A 15,466-nucleotide genomic window follows, 5' to 3' on the forward strand; every position below is an offset into this window, starting at 1 on the left:
CTACCACCTACCCTCTAAAGCTTTTTTCGTTGGCTAATACTTTGCCCACATACGCTTGCGTTTCCTGCGGCATATACGCCTTGATTTTATCCCAGCTATTACCATATTTTTTAATTCTGCTGTCAACTCTGCCTGGACCAGCATTGTAAGCAGCTAGTGCAAGCTGCACATCGCCGTTGTACTTGGAGATTAATCCAGCAATAAACTTAGTACCGCCATTGATGTTCTGCTGCGGATCTTTGATGTTGGTTACGCCGAGACCTTTTGCCGTTGCTGGCATAAGTTGCATCAATCCTTGTGCACCGGCGGAAGAACCGGCGTTAGGATTGAAGGACGACTCTGCTTGGATAATTCCTTTGACCAGCGATGTGCTCACACCGTTTGTTTTAGCAGCTGATTCGATGTACGGATCGTACGTCGTCTGCTTAGTAGCACCGCCGGTGTAACCTGTGCTACTTACTTGCGGGGGGCTTGGCACAGCGCCTTTCCATGTCAACCCATCACCTTTGTATTGTTGAATTAAACGATATGCTTCGTAATCAGATAATCCAGAACTGAGAATAGTTGATTCAAGTTCTTGAGGATTCAAAAGCTTTCCATCATCATCGCGCCGTTCAATGGACTTAGCGAATTTGTCTCTATACTCTTCTGCAGTGATAGAAGGTGCAGCGTTACCAGTTTGCATTTTGTAATTAAACTCGGCTTGGTCACGCGCATCTTGTGCTTGCTGGAGCGACAATTGACCGTTTTGAATAGCATAATTGAGCGCGTAATTAAGATCATATTCTTTAACATTCTGATCAAACTGTGCTTGCCACTGCTGGTCACCAATAGCAGCACGATATGCGTTGTACTCATACTGCTGTTGGAACTGAGAATCTGCCACAGCATCGCGTTCCTTTTGGTATCCAAACGTTTGATTCCATTGATCATCCGACACTTTCGCCCGGTTCGTTTGGTACGCTTGGTTGAACGCCTGTCCTTGCGCTGCCAATGTAAGAGGTGCTTTACCACTCGCCGCCTGTCTCAAGTAGCCGCTAGGGTCTTCCTGCGGTGTCAGGACGCGACCAGTGAGTTCAGAGTATGCCAGCGAGTTGTTAATATTGCTTTGTTTCTTCTGCTGATCCAACTGCTGACCTTGTAGCGTACGTACGCCTGGCGCTGCTGCCGCTGCATTTGCTGTGACTGCTGAACCGTATGCCGATGGATCAACGCCCATAGACAGTAGTTGCGCGCGGTAAGCATCTGCTTGAGCACTCAGTTTCGCTCTATCCTGAGCGCTGATTCCTTTTGCTTCTGCTTGCTGCTTCAGTCCTAGGATATTATTGATCAGTGGTTGTGCACCATCTGGCATGTAATACCCGGTGATACCAGATTCGGTCACCTTGTTATTGAAGGAATTCTGCTCATCCTGTTGATACAGACCTGCCAGCGCTTGGAGATTCGCGAGTTGCTGCTGATCACCCTGCTGGTTCGTCTGGTACGTACTCAGCTGCTGGTTATAGGCGTTGTTGAGCAATGCAGGTACAACGTCTGTTTCCAGACGCGCCAACGTATCATTCGCATCTTGTGTTTGCCGATCGGTTGTAATCGTACTGTTCAGAATGCCACGGCGGTTGTTGTCTGCCGAGATTGCATTGTTGTTCGTTGCGATATTACGCTGTGCCTGAGCGAGAGCAGCCTGATAGTTCGGATCGGCATCGCGATTGTAGTTGAACGTAAACGGCTGACGATCCTTCTGCGTAATCTGCTGCATCTGCTGCAATAGTTGCTGGCTTAGCGTCGGCGTTTTGCTTTGCGTCAGCGGGATATTCGTCAGGTTGGTTTGCGCTGCGGCAGATGGCTTGGAGATTTCGCCACTGTAGCCCAAATTCTGGCGCAAGTACTTTTCCTGTAGCGAGGTGTCTTGTCCGGCTGCTTGGCGCTGTGCCAGTACACGTAACGCACGAGTGGTTTCATCCTGCTGATTGTTGGTGACCGTGCTCATATTGTTGGCGATTTTGCGCAAATTGGTGGTGGTATTTGTTGCTGTTCCTGCAATGGGTAAAGCGCGTGTGACTGCCAATGCAACCACCCCTTACTGATTAATTTTTGATGCGTCGAGAGATTTAATATTTTTGGAATCGAGATTGATCAGCAGATGTTGAAGCTGCTGTGTATTGAGATTGGTGATCCGAATTACATCAGCCAATTTGGCATCCGGTGGAAGTTCCTGCAATTTCACGTCAGCCATCAGTTACCCCTCCTTGCGGTTTCTCGTATCAATCGATGTATCTTCACCTTGCCTGTACCACTCATTCGTATCCTGAACCAACGGTCAGGAACTCTAACAATAACTGGTATCGTTTGGGTGTCGATCACACCTGATCCATTTGTATTAGAATATACACTTGTCCACGTTCCGCCCTCAGTGCCGGGAGCATATTCTATTTTCAACGAACTTCCCGGGTCTAAGTCACTGACAACCCATAATTTGTTGATTACCTTACGAATCGTTTCATCTTCATCTGAAAATGGCTTGAGTTCTATACTCCATGTAATGGGAGCGTTCAGAATATTCAATGACTCATTCATGACTACGATACGTCCATCATTTGTACCACCATATAGACGTATGCCGTCCAAATAAAAAGCTGTTGCGACATAGCTTAGTGCCCACCATCGACCGCCTTGCGTGTCATATTTAAGTGTGATGTTAGGGCTCAATGAACCAGAAGTACAAAGTGAAAGGTAAATGAATCTTCCGTCATATCCAGCACAATTCTGCTGCGTCGGATTCATGATAGAGATGTAGTTTTTAATAGGATCGCTGATCTTAATTGGAGAAAGACCACCCTGATACACATAAAATCCGTCTATGCCTAGGAAATACAAGGCATCGCGTGTGACCACAACGCTTTTATCTGAGATGCAGCCGACTCCGTACGGCTGGGCCATGGTAAAATTGGTGGGATCTTCACCATACAATTTGTGCATTGTATATTTTTTGAAAAGGATAACCTGATCGCCAAATGTGGTAAGCGCCGTCGGCTTTTCTCCATCTGGCGTTTCCACTACAATCGTGCCTGAACCAGTATATTTTTCTGTACTCGACCAGTTTTCAGGTTCCCTTAATGCCGAAAACCGTAATTCGTTGCTAATCCGTTTCGCTATAAAGAATCGGTTAGCGTGCGTCGTTACAAAAGCACCATAGTCCGGTGAATCAGCCACAGTAGTAAGTTGATTACCGGAGTATTTCTTCAATTGTGAAACACCATCCGTGAAATACATTTTGCTCCCATCAAAAAACAATGAGGCATCCCAAATGGTCTGATCATTATTGGGTTGCGCATACACGTTGCTGAAAAATTCGCCAGCTTGACGGTATAACCCCGATCCGTTAGTAACATAGAGTTCATCTTGATACTTGAATATTTTGCTGATGACCCCATTCAACTGAGAAAACATGCGGACGCCGCTAATCGTTGTGACTGTCGGATATAGAGAAGAATCGAGATTAGATGCGCTCACGCATTCACTCTCTTTAATCTCAATCGATTCGAACGAGCGATTAACACCATCCGCAATTGTTAAGATGGATTGTTTCGCCTTTGTTGGCGTTGAGTTCCAAGGTTGCATAATTCACCGCCCTACGACACTATATTGCGATCAGTCACACGACGCCAGTTGGTTCCATCGCTAAACGCAATAACAGAACCGCCAGCATCATCGGATACATAAATCATGGCGCCAGCGCCCTCGCTATTAGCAGGTGGCAAGGTTGATTTCGTATAGTTCGCCACCTTAACACTGCCTGACACAATCATCTTGGCGGTTTCTAACGCGCCGTTAAATCCGTTCATTTTCATGATCTGCTGCTCAGAACCATTGACAAGAATAGTGAAAACGATTGACCCGCGTTCCGCTCCATTGCTGTTATTGGTGGCTTCCATTCTGATCTTAGCAAATTCTTTTTCTCCGCCTTGATCATTCAAACCAATAGCACCAATCGCCGTTAAAGGCACATCCGTTTTATTGGTTGCATAGTCTGAGCGCAATCTCTTCAAAACCAATTTAGGCGAGTTACTTGCATTGGTTGTTCTTGATGTAAATTCCATTTGATCTTGATTCGCATTTTGAGTCGGCTCCCAAATCAACATATTGCGAGTCAAGTCAACATATTTCACATTCTGTGCCCATGAGCTGTTCTTCTTTCCGATCCAAGCGTTATTGGAGGAAATGATAGATCGCGGTGTATCTGTGGTGTTGGTAGACTGTACGTTGTTGTTGTATATGGAAACACCGCCGTGGTTGAACTGATTACCATTGATGAAAATGCCAGAAGAATATCCATCAATACGTATCGCAACCGATGCGTTCGTGTCGCTGTTGTAGAAACCAGTAGAATCAAACTGGTTACCATGGATGTTAACGGTTGTGGCTTGTTCCAAGTAGAATACAGCTGGCAACGTTTCTGTTCCCGGCTGAGAAGGCGCTACAAAACAGTAATTATCCGAAATCACAATCAATCCATGGTATTTGATACGTGTACCAAATCGGCGTACGTTAATATGGTTTCCTAGCAAATGGAATCCCGGTTCATATAAATTAGGCTCAGACGTAAAGGCATGAGTAATCACCAAACCATCCAGGGCGTTGGCGACGAGATTGTTGACAAAGAATCCGCCCTCCCAGCTACCAGACGCTTGCGAGGTACTGGTTACCGTACCGATGTTTCGACATGCAGCAGCGTAATATCCATCAATTGTATTGTGGCGAATATCCGGCGCATAACAGTGTTGCATGTGGATCGCGGCATCGTGGTTGCTACCCGTGTACGTCGGCGATGCTGAGTCAAGTGGCGAACGGAATTGACACCGCTGCACGATAGGTACATAGGCGAAATCAATTTGCAGACAACGGTACCATACACCGGAACGGCTCTGCGCATCACCTTCATCAACCTTATCACTGTGCCAATGACAATCCTCAACAATGACCGTGTAATCACTGTTCAACCCCGGCGTCACCTTACCCGGATCATTAGGCGATGTAATCCATAATCCAATACCATTGTTTTTGCTTACGCCCGTATTTTGATCGAGATTAGATACAAAGTTGATGTCGCGCACCCAGACAAAGTGCTTGTAGGTTGGCATGGTGATTTTAAACAATCCATCTGCGTTGTTTGCGCCAGCAATCAGTTTAGAGCCGTTATTACCGATGCCATAGATACTGATACCGTTATATAATTTAGTCGAAAGCGTACCAGGTAGAGTCAACGACACGCGAGAGTTCATCAAGTATCTACCAGCGGGGAAGAATAAAGAGTACAAGGTATCTCCATTACTCACAGCTTGGATCAAGTCATTGACTGCTGCTTGAATAGCAGGCGAGTCATCGGTAACACCATCACCTTTTGCGCCGTATGCCTTGACGTTAAATACAGGGCTGTTTATCACCGCTTGATCTGTAGCATCCAACCGCGCTTGTAATGAAGAATATGTTTTGTTGTATGGTGTTGAATACCGAGCAGCCGCTACTTCCGGTCCACTGCTTCCTGTTTCCCCAGCAGCCACAACCTGATCCAACGTATTTCTCAATGAGTCGATGGCAGACTTGGCATTCGTAGCGCCCGTCACACTTCCTGTATAGGTGACATTCTGTGCAGGAATGCCGTTAATTGATTGAGCATCAAACGATAAGTCAATGTTTTTCGTCGCGTTGTTGTTTGTCACGCGGATTGGACTCTGCGTTGAAATCGTAAGGCTATCGTTCAAAGTGGACGCCTGAATACCGTTGATTTGAGAGAATCCTTTTAATGTCGCGTTCTTTTGATCAACGTACTCTTTCAATTCTTCCAATTCAGTATCCACATACGTTTTAGAAACGGCATTTTGCCCGGGCAACTGTCCCGGAACAACTCCACCATCCTTGAATTGCTGCTTAATCAGCTCAGAAGCATCATTGCTCAATATAGCCACCTCCCCATCGTATCCTCTATAACCGGATAATCCGGACGAGGGTCAGCCACTTTTTTGTATTCTTCCACCATTGCATTGTATTTTGCTGTGAAATTGTTAACCATCGCAATATCGGCATAATTTTCAGCAATCTGTGCCAGTGCGCCGTATACCAGAATCATATGAAAATCAGGATCAAAATCTGGCACAACGGTCAAATCAGCATCACTTAATGCAGTTGCGGATTTTTTGAATGATAACGCCAATCCTTCTACGCTATCTTCTTTTGGTGTTGGATAAATGCCCAGGCCGTTATTGTCGATGAAGTAGTAAAAGCTACTCCCTACAGCTTCCTCTTTCGTGTCTTGGAAAGGAAGTTCTACGCCGTTTACCACGACGTCTTTGAGAGCACTAAACGGAAACGGTAGACTGTAAACGAAAACGCCAGCAGACAGGTTATAAATGCGTGTGGTTGTAACATCGACAACCGTGCGAAAAAGTTCGTTTTGAATGAGATTAATCTTACGTATTACGCTAGCGTTGGACAGACTATGCGGGTACTTCTCCGCAATTTCTTCCAGAATTTCAGATAGTTTCATGAATGATCACCGTCCTGTGTTGGACTACACAACCTTGATTTCGGTTTTAGTACTTTCATCAATTTTTTGATTTGCAATACGAGTACGCATATAGCTGTCGTTCCAAATCTCAGCTACTGGTACGGGTACTTCTACCATTTGACCGCGCGGCACTGTGTAGAACAGACCGTTAATGCCGATAGGGACTACTTTGTCGTCCGGATTGGCTGGATCGTCAGGAATCATAATAAACGTTTGTGGACCTGCTTTCAGTTGTGCTAGCAGTGCTTTTTCCCGTCTATCTGCTTCTTTTTCAAGGTTTTTCTCATTGATATTCGTCATGTTTCTTCCTCCTCAAATGAAAAAGAGGAACCGCATGGTACGGCTCCTCTTTTACGTGTGTCTATTAGGCAGATGCGCTGGATTCGTAACGTAAGATAGCCAGTTCCTGCAAGCGAACAGCAGTGAAGGCGCATTTCCATGCAACAGTGTTGAATTGGTTCAGTGGATCAGAGATACCGCCGCTACCTGCTGGGTGAACGATGATTTCAGGCTTCATCGATCCGCCGATATCTGGCAGGGCATACGCACCTTTACCTAAGAAGATGGTACCATACACGTTCGCACCGGATGCACCAGCACCAGCGAATGTCACTGGTTGGTCAACCTCGACGAACCAGATACCGTACAACATTCCGATCACGCCGTTTTTGAAGTCTTCAGTGTTGTTTCGCACTTGAGACTCTTTCCACTCGGACGTTTGCATCAGGTCAGTGGCTACGTCGACTGGAATCAGCGCTACATATCCTTTCTTGCCGTTCGGCAGATCCAGAGGCTTAACCTTCGCACGGCGCAATGCACGACGAGCCAGCAGGATGTCCGCTGCTGTGATCTTATCTGTAGCTGTAACAGTAGCGCGGGACGTCTTCGCGCCTGCATACAGCACGTTCGTACCGGCTGCTACGATATCACGGGTGATAACATCGATGGACTCACCAGCATTCTCACCCATCAGACCAGCAACCTCGGTCATCAGCGGATCATAGCCAGTTAAATCGAGGAATTCCGAGATTTTTGTCCAGTTACCGTATTCCTTCACGGTAGCGTTGATGGCAGAGATGTTCAGGTCTACACCATCAGGCGTTACGCCCTCAGTCAGCGCCGTTGTAGATACGTTCAGGCTGTTCAGGCGGCGGAAGTTGGCTGTCGCACCTTTACGTTTTGGAATCGGCTTTTTCTGTCCGTATTCCGTCCATTGCAGCGCGGGTGTCAGACGTTCCAGCATCTCATCGACAAAGAATGTATGTTGCTCTGCTGTGAGTGCGTTCGTGCCTGTGGTAGGGTTATAACTTTGTATGTTTGTTGCCATTTAGTTCAGCTCCTCATTTGTATTGCCCGGCTTTCACACGTTCACGAAAGGCTTTACGCTGTTCTGCATTCATGCCCAGATAGCCATCTGGTGATTGTGCATCATCCGCACCTAGCGCGCCCGGTGACCCGTTGGCATTTTGTTGTAGTTTGCGTATCGTTTCCTGCTCCGCCTGCTGCTTTGCAGCCTGCACGCGGCTGTCATACGTATGAATTTTGTAAGCATGGTCGAGCATCAGACCGTTTTCAGCAGCAATTGCGATGATTTCATTCTTATATTTGGCGAAATCAGGGAAGTTAACAGTGTCCTGCTCCATAGCGGCGATTTTCGCCTCAACTTGTCGCAATTGATCTGCTGCCTTCAGCTGGTTCAGTTCCTGCTCATAGTTGGTTACCTTCTCATTCAGCGGCTGCACGTACTGACGGACCACATCCTCGTCCACACCCAAACGCTGTGCTTCTGCTGCGATGTGTCGGTTCTGTTCTTCTTGCTGCAACGCCTGTTCGAACGCTTCGACACTGTCGAATCCATACAGACTGGCGGTACGCTTCGCCAATTCACTTTGGCGTTTGAAGGTGTCATAGCCGTCGTATTTGGTTTTGTACTCGTCTTCCAGCTTCTGACGGATCTGCTCGGTGCGGGCATTCAGCGCCTTTGAGAAATCCTTTCCGTCATCTTGTACCTCGGCGGCAGGTACGTCTTCTACGCCCGTTTCAGCTGGTGTTTCCTGTGTATGGTCTGTCGTGTTTTGTGCGTGATCCTCTGTATCATTTTGCGGCTCGGCGACAACCGTCTCTTCAACGCCCTGTGTGAAATCTTCCATCGTGCTTCCTCCTACCGCGCGGCGACCGCGGTTCGTTACGCCCGTATTTTGGCAAAACAAAGGGGCTATGGATTCTCACCATAGCCCCGCATGATTATTTGCTTGTTTTCTTGTCTTTCGCTGACTCTTCCTCAACGTCCGTAGACTGATTCTGAGCTGGTTTCGCTGTTTCGATACCTTCTACTTTGTCTTTGCCCGGATACCCGTACTGCGTAGCGTAGACGCTGTATGCAGCCGTCTTGTCGTCTTTATCCGTGATGGCTTTGACGTTGACACTGGTGAAATCCAGTTGCTTACCGAAATTCTCTGTCGGTCGTAGTGTCATGCGATAGTCGCCGACCTTGAATTCCAGATCAATCTCACCTTCATTCTGGATGTAAAAGTGGTTCTGTTCTTCCTTGTACGTCCACGTTACACCCTTCTTGTCCGCGGTTTCGATGAACTGTGTCATCAAATCGCCGGATGTTTGACTTTCTGGCAGTGCTGATACTGTTGGCATGTTGAACCCTCCTCTATGTTATTCACCTGTGACGGTGAGGTAGACGACTGTACCGTCCTGTACCCACTTTTCAAGCCCAGCGACCTGTATACCTACAACCGTGATTGCTGGACTACCCTGCGCCACCTGCACTGTTAGCACCTTCCGATCAGCGGATAGTGCTCTGGCAGAACAGCGAGGTACTTCGGCAGGGATAGAAGCGTTGATCATCGGTGTAGGCTGTATGGTCATAATGCTTTTAAACACCGCATTGCCTGCATTGGTGCCGGTATCGGTCAATTGGAATGTGGCAATACCGTTTGTCGTCGTACCGCGTGTGCTGTACTCTTTGACTTCCTTCCACCCTTGAGGTGTGTTCACCATTCTGGATGTGTATGCACTCATACCTTCCTCAAATTGGATTGGCATCGGATCACCCCACAAAGATATATTTCAGTGTAGTTGCGCCAGCACCTTTGAAGAACAACTTGCCCGTTGCAGTAATCGGACCCGCCTTACCACGTACTGGTATCTCCCAATGATCCTCAGAGACTCCGGTCTTGTTGTGCATATAAACCTTGTTATCTCCCACATTTTGCAGGTAGATAATCTTGCCATTGACTACCAAGCTTTGCTCCGTGGTATTGTCGACAGCGAGTTTACCGTTTACCGTTCCACCATCCGGTAGCGAATCCGCAATCCTCAAGATCTTGTCACGAACAATGACTGTTCCTTCTACCGGAAGACCTGTGTCCGGGTCCCATGTAGTCGGCAATGTTCACACCTCCCTCAGTATCCTACGTCTTGCGGCATAGGCGGTACATCAGATGGCATCGTTTCAGGGGCGGCTTGCTGTTGCGCCATCATCGCCTGTTGCAAAGACGGCAGGTTTTGCATGACCAGCTGCAATTGTTGTTCTGGTGCCATCTGAGCGAATGCGTCGCGCTCTTCTGAACTCATGGTGTTGTACAGCTGGTCCATCTCGCCGATGATCCCCTTCTGTTCGTCCAATTCCTTGAGCAAGCGATCACGATAAGGAACCACATTCTTCGGCATCAGTTGCAGATACTGCACGTAGGTAATGCGCTGGGTTGCCAATGCTTCTTGCAAACCAGATACAACGAGTGATTCGCTGTACATGGAGCCCGGACCTACGTCGATTTTGAGTTGCATCGGTGTATCTGCATACTCTGAACCGTTGAACATGACAGGCATGTCGTTACCGTCATCATCTTTCACAGTCATTTGACGATCTGTGTTGTAGCGAATCTTAAAGAAGGCTTCCCATATGCGTCCAATATCCTCGACGACACTGTTGAACCGACGCTTAATGGACTCAATAGGGATAGCAGCCGCCTTTTGCAGCAGCATAATCGCTGTTGCATTCAGCTCACTACTGGGCGCCGCCCCTGTGCTGGCTTCATCAGCCCCTGCCACTTGGCGAGTGTAGGCGAGAATGGCTTCCACCAGCTGAGAGGCATTGCTGCTGATTGGTCCCGGGTTCAGGTAGTTGATGCCCCATCCTGCATTCGGGTCACCCGTCACCTCAATCATCTCACCGGGCGCGTTGGTCACCTTACTCGGATCAATGGAACCGGGTCGGTACATCAGCTTAGGCCATCCTGTAAGCTGCACCGATAGGATCTGCATGGCAATCAGCGTATTGATGGCTTTCTGGTTGGGAATCAGCCCCTCGGTGTCACCCAGCCCATAAATGGACTTCTTACGGCGATCCCACTGCATAACAGCCAGCGGATAAATCTCCAATCCGGTATCTGTACGCTCTTTGATGGTGATGCCGCTACAGGTTTTAGCGTAGTACACACGCCATTTGCCCGTTTGCTTATCACGCTCGCGCCAGTACCGGGTTAGGACAGTGACTTTGTTGCTATCGTTCAGTTCCACCGCTGCACCATCATAGTCTGTGTCTGCCGCTTGTGTATCCGACTTGATCATCTTGACCGTTAGCTCGGATATCTTGTTGTCACGAGCCTGCTGGCGTACCCAGTCTACCGGTTCACGGCAACTTAGGATGATCCACGGCTGTTTTTGCACCTTACGCTGCTGTGGATTACCAAAGAAGCAGTTAATCGGGTCAATGATCTCACCTTCCATCTGCCCAATCCACGGGTATCTGCCGCCACCTTGTGCGTCATTGTCCCAGTAGAAGTGCCAAATGGCTGTACCCGTATTAGCAGCGACGTTCAGTGCTTCCTCATTGAGGTCATCCATCTTCATGCGCTCCCACACAGCATCGGCTACCTTGCTGAACATCTGCGCCGGGTCCATCATTTCTTGAACATCCATCATATCAAGCGGCTGGTCTTCGTCGATTTCCTCAAGCGAGTAGATCATCTTAATCTGCTCACTCATGACATTGGCAACCTTGTGGTTCTCGATGAACCGAATGATGTTGAACACCGGACGTGGTAGATCACGCGTGCGTCTGGTTGCTGCTGGCCATTGTTCGCCTGCCTTAAATCGTTCAAATGTACGCCACTTGCTGATGTAACCCATACGGCGGAAGTAGGACAGCCCTTGTTCATGCTGTCTGCTGATCTCACCAGCTAAGGTCAATCCTTGTAGCTGCTTCTCTTGCTCTGCTTCCGTCATGCTCACGTGTCATCACCTTCCTTCAAGCCGTTAATCCACTCGTCCATGATATTGCCCTTCTGTTTATCCAACATTTCTCGCTGCTCAGGCGTAAGCACCACGACCTGCTTGATCATCTCGCGCATCTTGGTATTGATCAGTGCAATCGTCTCTGGTTCCAGCGCTGGCAGTTCGAGCAGGTCCCCTAGTTTACTCAATTCATCCACGTATATTCACCTCAATAACTCCAATCTACATAGCCAGATGGTTCTTCTAAATTACTTCGGAATTGGTACGGCGTTTGATCCCGCTGTTCCTCTGGTATCGTCGACTTCGCATACAAGAACCGGTGCAGCGCCTGTGACATGGCATCCACTTGGTCGTCGTTCTTACCATTCGGGAAGCTTGCAGCTTCTTCCACAAAGTCATGAACCCATTCAGCACCGCGGGGCAAGAACACTTGTTTCGCTTCAATTGTAGGCAATACAGCATTCACACGCGCCACCTTACCGCCTTCTGGATTAACTGGGATAATGCCGTTGATGACTGTATGCAGCGTGTCGATAATGGCTGAACCGTTGGCTTTATCCTCAACCAGCTTGGCGTACGCATCTGGATGCTTGTTGCTCATGTTCTGGATTGTCTGCACCGTAGCGGTGAAGTTCATCTTTGCCCGCACCTGATCGATTAAGTAGATATAGGCATCACGCTTACCCCACACTTGCACGACCACAAAATCGCTGTCATCCGTTCCTTTGAATGCAGCATCTACACTAATCAGCTTCGTTGCCATGACTGGTAGATGACGTGGGTCATCATAGTACTGCCACCAGTCACGCTTGATCACGTTACCCTCTTGGCTGGTCGGTCGTCCCTGATACAGCGCATTGAAGCTGCTAGGGTACGCCTTGCGCATGCGGATAAAGTCATGACCATATCGCTCTGGCCATAGCGGATCACCGGGCAACCTGCCCAGTTCATCATCTTCCTCAGCTTCCAGTGGCAGGTTCACGCTACGCCACGGTAACGGCTCGGCATACTCACGATTCAGTAGCCGTCCACACAGGTCATCCTCGTGCCACCGCGTCATGATCACAATCACGATAGCGCCCGGATGTATCCGCGTAGACAGCGAGTCAATCCACTCTTGCCACTGCTTATCACGCATGGTGTCGCTGTTGGCTTCCTCGCGGTTCTTGATCGGGTCATCGATGATGATGCAATCACCCCATGAAGAACCTGTCACGCCGGACATGATACCTCTGGAGATCATCCCGCCGCGCGTCTTCTTGCCATCCTTACTCACACCCCACTCTGACTTGGAACGCGTATCACCAGCCAGTTCAACGCCAAATAAGCTTGAGCCATGTGCCGCAAGCTTATCCTTGTTCTTCCCGCCAAACTTTTCAGCGAACCCCTCGTTGTAACTAACCTCGATAACACCCTCGTCTGGGAAGTTACCCAAGAAGAATGAAGGAAATGTCTCAGTAATGTGCATCGACTTACCATGCTGCGGCGGCATGCTGATCATGAAGTACTGTGTCTCCATCGGCAATTCGCCAGCTAACATCATCTTACGCTTGACTACAGCATCGTTGAGTATATTGCATACGTATTCGCCATGCCGCGTGTACGTGTACATGTTGCCGTGTACATAGCGCACATAAGCATAATAGTCTGTAGCTGCTTCGTAGCGTTCTTCATCCTCCAACAGTTGGATCAGTTCCAATTCTTCGGCGGCGCTCAAGCTCATCGATCCTCGCCCTCCGTTCTTCCGGTGTCAAATCGTTGATGGTCACGCTGTTGATCATGCCACCAGACACCTTTAGATTGTCTTGGAACATGCCAAGATGGCGGGCTACATTCTCAAGCGCTTTGTCTTGGTCACGTAGCTTTACTTCTATACCAGTACGACTTTCCTTAACACCGTTGTATAGCAGCTTCTCTTTATGACCAAGATCACGCGTATCCTCAATCACCACTTGGCTAAACCCTTCACCTTTACAATTCGGGCATTTCGGATGCGGTCTTATTGTGCGATCAAACCCGAATCCACCTTCATCGGAAACTATATTAGGTGGTCTATCATCTTTAGCCGCAATTCGGTTTTCCGCTTCCTGTGCTTGGTCATGTTCTTCCTTGTCCTTCCACTGGTAATGGTGGTCAATGCCAAAGCAGTAGCGGCAGCACGTCTTGCGGTGGTATATGATCTCATTCGGATCAGCCGTAGCTATATCCCACCACTGTTGCAATACCATGTCGGCAGTAATGTTGAGCCGTTTAGACCGCTCCTTCATCTCAACCTCGATAGCCGCTGCTATTTCAGGTTTTCTCAGGTGCTCATGACCAATCGATCCTGCTGTAGTCAAACTGTATCCTGCCCGTATTGCCGCTTGCGTGGCGTTGAGATCAACCATGTATTCTTCGACGAAACGTTGCTGTTTGTCGTTCAACGCCATGTAATCACCTCCCGCTTATGAAATTTACTATCGCAATTTAGTCCAGTACGATTACCCAATCCTCAGAAAGCATATCCGACTGTGTAGCTGTCCATCCCGGTTGCCATTTCTGTTGTGCATTCCACATCGCAATATATGGTTGAGAATCCAGTGGAGTATCTACACCAATGTGCTTGGCTGTACGATCATTTACCTTTGCACCTGGTTCCTGTGTGGAATATGGTGGTAGTTGCAATGCTGGCATAAGCACAATCCACATCCCTTTACCGTTCCATCCTTCACGCGCTACTTTCATACCAATCTTCAAACGTTCAATAGCATCTCCAAATGTCATGTTGAACCTCCCTGTTATTTATTGATCAATAATCAAAATGTATTCCGCATGATAGTAGGGTAGTGATCACGCGGCTTTGTGTAATTACAACCACCCTGCCCAGCGGTACCAATACCACCAATCTGAACACCAATAGAACGATGTTTCTCCCATGGCGTTGGTTTATGCCCCCATAAATTCGGCATCTTATTCGCTTCAACCTTACTCTGATACGCCGCCAACTCTTCCGCCGTGCCTTCCAACGTGCCGTCTGGATGAATCTTCATTCGCTCACCTCGCTATCGATAATCTTTAATACTGTCCGCATCGGTGTATTGCCACCACCTTGTATTTCACATGTCAGTTGATGTGCATTTCCAAGTAACTGCTTAGATATTTGATATATCATTTCATTGTGCCGTCGTATAAATCCATTTTGCTTTTCAAAAACGCCAGAGTTAATCCATACTTCCTCGAACGACTCTGGCATGTTGACCACACAGCTTGTATCCGCACCAAATTCACCTAAATAGCGCAACGCTTCTACGCTCAATCCAAAATCGCCACCAGCATCAAGGTACGGTTAATGCAGCGCACTCAAGAATTCTTTCAGTTGCGAATCCGACCACCTTACTTCAACCATACTCATCACCTCATATACAAAATAAAAAGAGACCAGTCACCTGATCTCTGTGTAATCGTATGGAGCGCACCCTACAATGCCGATGCGCGTCGCCTCGTGACCGCTCAGAATTTCACTGGCTGATGACACATCCAATTAACCTGCACAGTTGCAGAGTCTGAGTGTCCTGCTTATCCTTTCGGATTTCATCACTAACAGGCACGGCAGGATTCGAACCTGCAACCTATCGGTTAACAACCGAGCGCTCTACCGTTGAGCTACACGCCTAT

At 48.1% G+C, this 15,466-nt stretch carries 18 protein-coding genes and 1 tRNA gene; all 19 read right to left on the reverse strand.

Going from position 1 to position 15,466, the window contains the following annotated elements:
- Positions 1-7 precede the first annotated feature (7 nt).
- Positions 8-2,065, reverse strand: coding sequence for a lytic transglycosylase domain-containing protein (locus ABXR35_RS18080; RefSeq protein ID WP_367063425.1), 2,058 nt, complete (start codon positions 2,063-2,065; stop codon positions 8-10).
- Positions 2,066-2,077: 12 nt separating this feature from the next.
- Entirely contained in the window at positions 2,078-2,233 is a 156-nt protein-coding gene (locus ABXR35_RS18085) for a hypothetical protein (protein ID WP_367063426.1), read from the reverse strand.
- Positions 2,233-3,618 (reverse strand): hypothetical protein, encoded by a 1,386-nt coding sequence (locus tag ABXR35_RS18090; RefSeq protein WP_367063427.1) that lies wholly within the window; start codon positions 3,616-3,618, stop codon positions 2,233-2,235. The genes ABXR35_RS18085 and ABXR35_RS18090 overlap by 1 nt, the downstream gene beginning before the upstream one ends.
- An 11-nt stretch (positions 3,619-3,629) precedes the next feature.
- A complete protein-coding gene (locus ABXR35_RS18095; RefSeq protein WP_367063428.1) occupies positions 3,630-5,954 on the reverse strand; it encodes a glycosyl hydrolase family 28-related protein in 2,325 nt (774 codons plus the stop codon).
- Positions 5,951-6,541, reverse strand: coding sequence for a phage adaptor protein (locus tag ABXR35_RS18100; protein ID WP_367063429.1), 591 nt, complete (start codon positions 6,539-6,541; stop codon positions 5,951-5,953). Before ABXR35_RS18100 ends, ABXR35_RS18095 begins: the two co-directional genes overlap by 4 nt.
- A gap of 24 nt (positions 6,542-6,565) precedes the next feature.
- Positions 6,566-6,862: a hypothetical protein gene (locus tag ABXR35_RS18105; RefSeq protein ID WP_367063430.1), complete on the reverse strand. Its 297-nt coding sequence runs from the start codon at positions 6,860-6,862 to the stop codon at positions 6,566-6,568.
- Positions 6,863-6,926: 64 nt separating this feature from the next.
- On the reverse strand, positions 6,927-7,889 hold the full coding sequence (locus ABXR35_RS18110; protein WP_367063431.1) for a N4-gp56 family major capsid protein: 963 nt from the start codon (positions 7,887-7,889) through the stop codon (positions 6,927-6,929).
- Positions 7,890-7,902: 13 nt separating this feature from the next.
- A complete protein-coding gene (locus tag ABXR35_RS18115) occupies positions 7,903-8,712 on the reverse strand; it encodes a hypothetical protein (RefSeq protein ID WP_367063432.1) in 810 nt (269 codons plus the stop codon).
- Positions 8,713-8,806: 94 nt separating this feature from the next.
- Complete coding sequence (locus ABXR35_RS18120) at positions 8,807-9,211, reverse strand: hypothetical protein (RefSeq protein WP_367063433.1); 405 nt, start codon at positions 9,209-9,211, stop codon at positions 8,807-8,809.
- Between the two features lie 18 nt (positions 9,212-9,229).
- The gene (locus ABXR35_RS18125; RefSeq protein ID WP_367063434.1) at positions 9,230-9,619 is read right to left on the reverse strand and encodes a hypothetical protein; all 390 of its coding nucleotides are present in this window, start codon (positions 9,617-9,619) and stop codon (positions 9,230-9,232) included.
- Between the two features lie 4 nt (positions 9,620-9,623).
- Positions 9,624-9,965: a hypothetical protein gene (locus ABXR35_RS18130; RefSeq protein ID WP_367063435.1), complete on the reverse strand. Its 342-nt coding sequence runs from the start codon at positions 9,963-9,965 to the stop codon at positions 9,624-9,626.
- A gap of 14 nt (positions 9,966-9,979) precedes the next feature.
- On the reverse strand, positions 9,980-11,803 hold the full coding sequence (locus ABXR35_RS18135; RefSeq protein ID WP_436669388.1) for a portal protein: 1,824 nt from the start codon (positions 11,801-11,803) through the stop codon (positions 9,980-9,982).
- Between the two features lie 2 nt (positions 11,804-11,805).
- The gene (locus ABXR35_RS18140) at positions 11,806-12,009 is read right to left on the reverse strand and encodes a hypothetical protein (RefSeq protein WP_367063437.1); all 204 of its coding nucleotides are present in this window, start codon (positions 12,007-12,009) and stop codon (positions 11,806-11,808) included.
- An 11-nt stretch (positions 12,010-12,020) separates the two neighbouring features.
- On the reverse strand, positions 12,021-13,535 hold the full coding sequence (terL, locus tag ABXR35_RS18145) for a phage terminase large subunit (RefSeq protein WP_367063438.1): 1,515 nt from the start codon (positions 13,533-13,535) through the stop codon (positions 12,021-12,023).
- On the reverse strand, positions 13,483-14,241 hold the full coding sequence (locus tag ABXR35_RS18150) for a terminase small subunit (RefSeq protein ID WP_367063439.1): 759 nt from the start codon (positions 14,239-14,241) through the stop codon (positions 13,483-13,485). Before ABXR35_RS18150 ends, terL begins: the two co-directional genes overlap by 53 nt.
- 37 nt (positions 14,242-14,278) lie before the next feature.
- A complete protein-coding gene (locus ABXR35_RS18155) occupies positions 14,279-14,575 on the reverse strand; it encodes a DUF2829 domain-containing protein (protein ID WP_367063440.1) in 297 nt (98 codons plus the stop codon).
- 32 nt (positions 14,576-14,607) lie between these two features.
- The gene (locus tag ABXR35_RS18160; protein WP_367063441.1) at positions 14,608-14,841 is read right to left on the reverse strand and encodes a hypothetical protein; all 234 of its coding nucleotides are present in this window, start codon (positions 14,839-14,841) and stop codon (positions 14,608-14,610) included.
- A complete protein-coding gene (locus ABXR35_RS18165) occupies positions 14,838-15,107 on the reverse strand; it encodes a hypothetical protein (RefSeq protein ID WP_367063442.1) in 270 nt (89 codons plus the stop codon). Before ABXR35_RS18165 ends, ABXR35_RS18160 begins: the two co-directional genes overlap by 4 nt.
- 285 nt (positions 15,108-15,392) lie before the next feature.
- Positions 15,393-15,464, reverse strand: a tRNA-Asn gene (locus tag ABXR35_RS18170).
- Positions 15,465-15,466 lie beyond the last annotated feature (2 nt).

The organism is Paenibacillus sp. JQZ6Y-1 (assembly GCF_040719145.1).
Taxonomy (GTDB): Bacteria; Bacillota; Bacilli; order Paenibacillales; family Paenibacillaceae; genus Saccharibacillus; species Saccharibacillus kandeliae.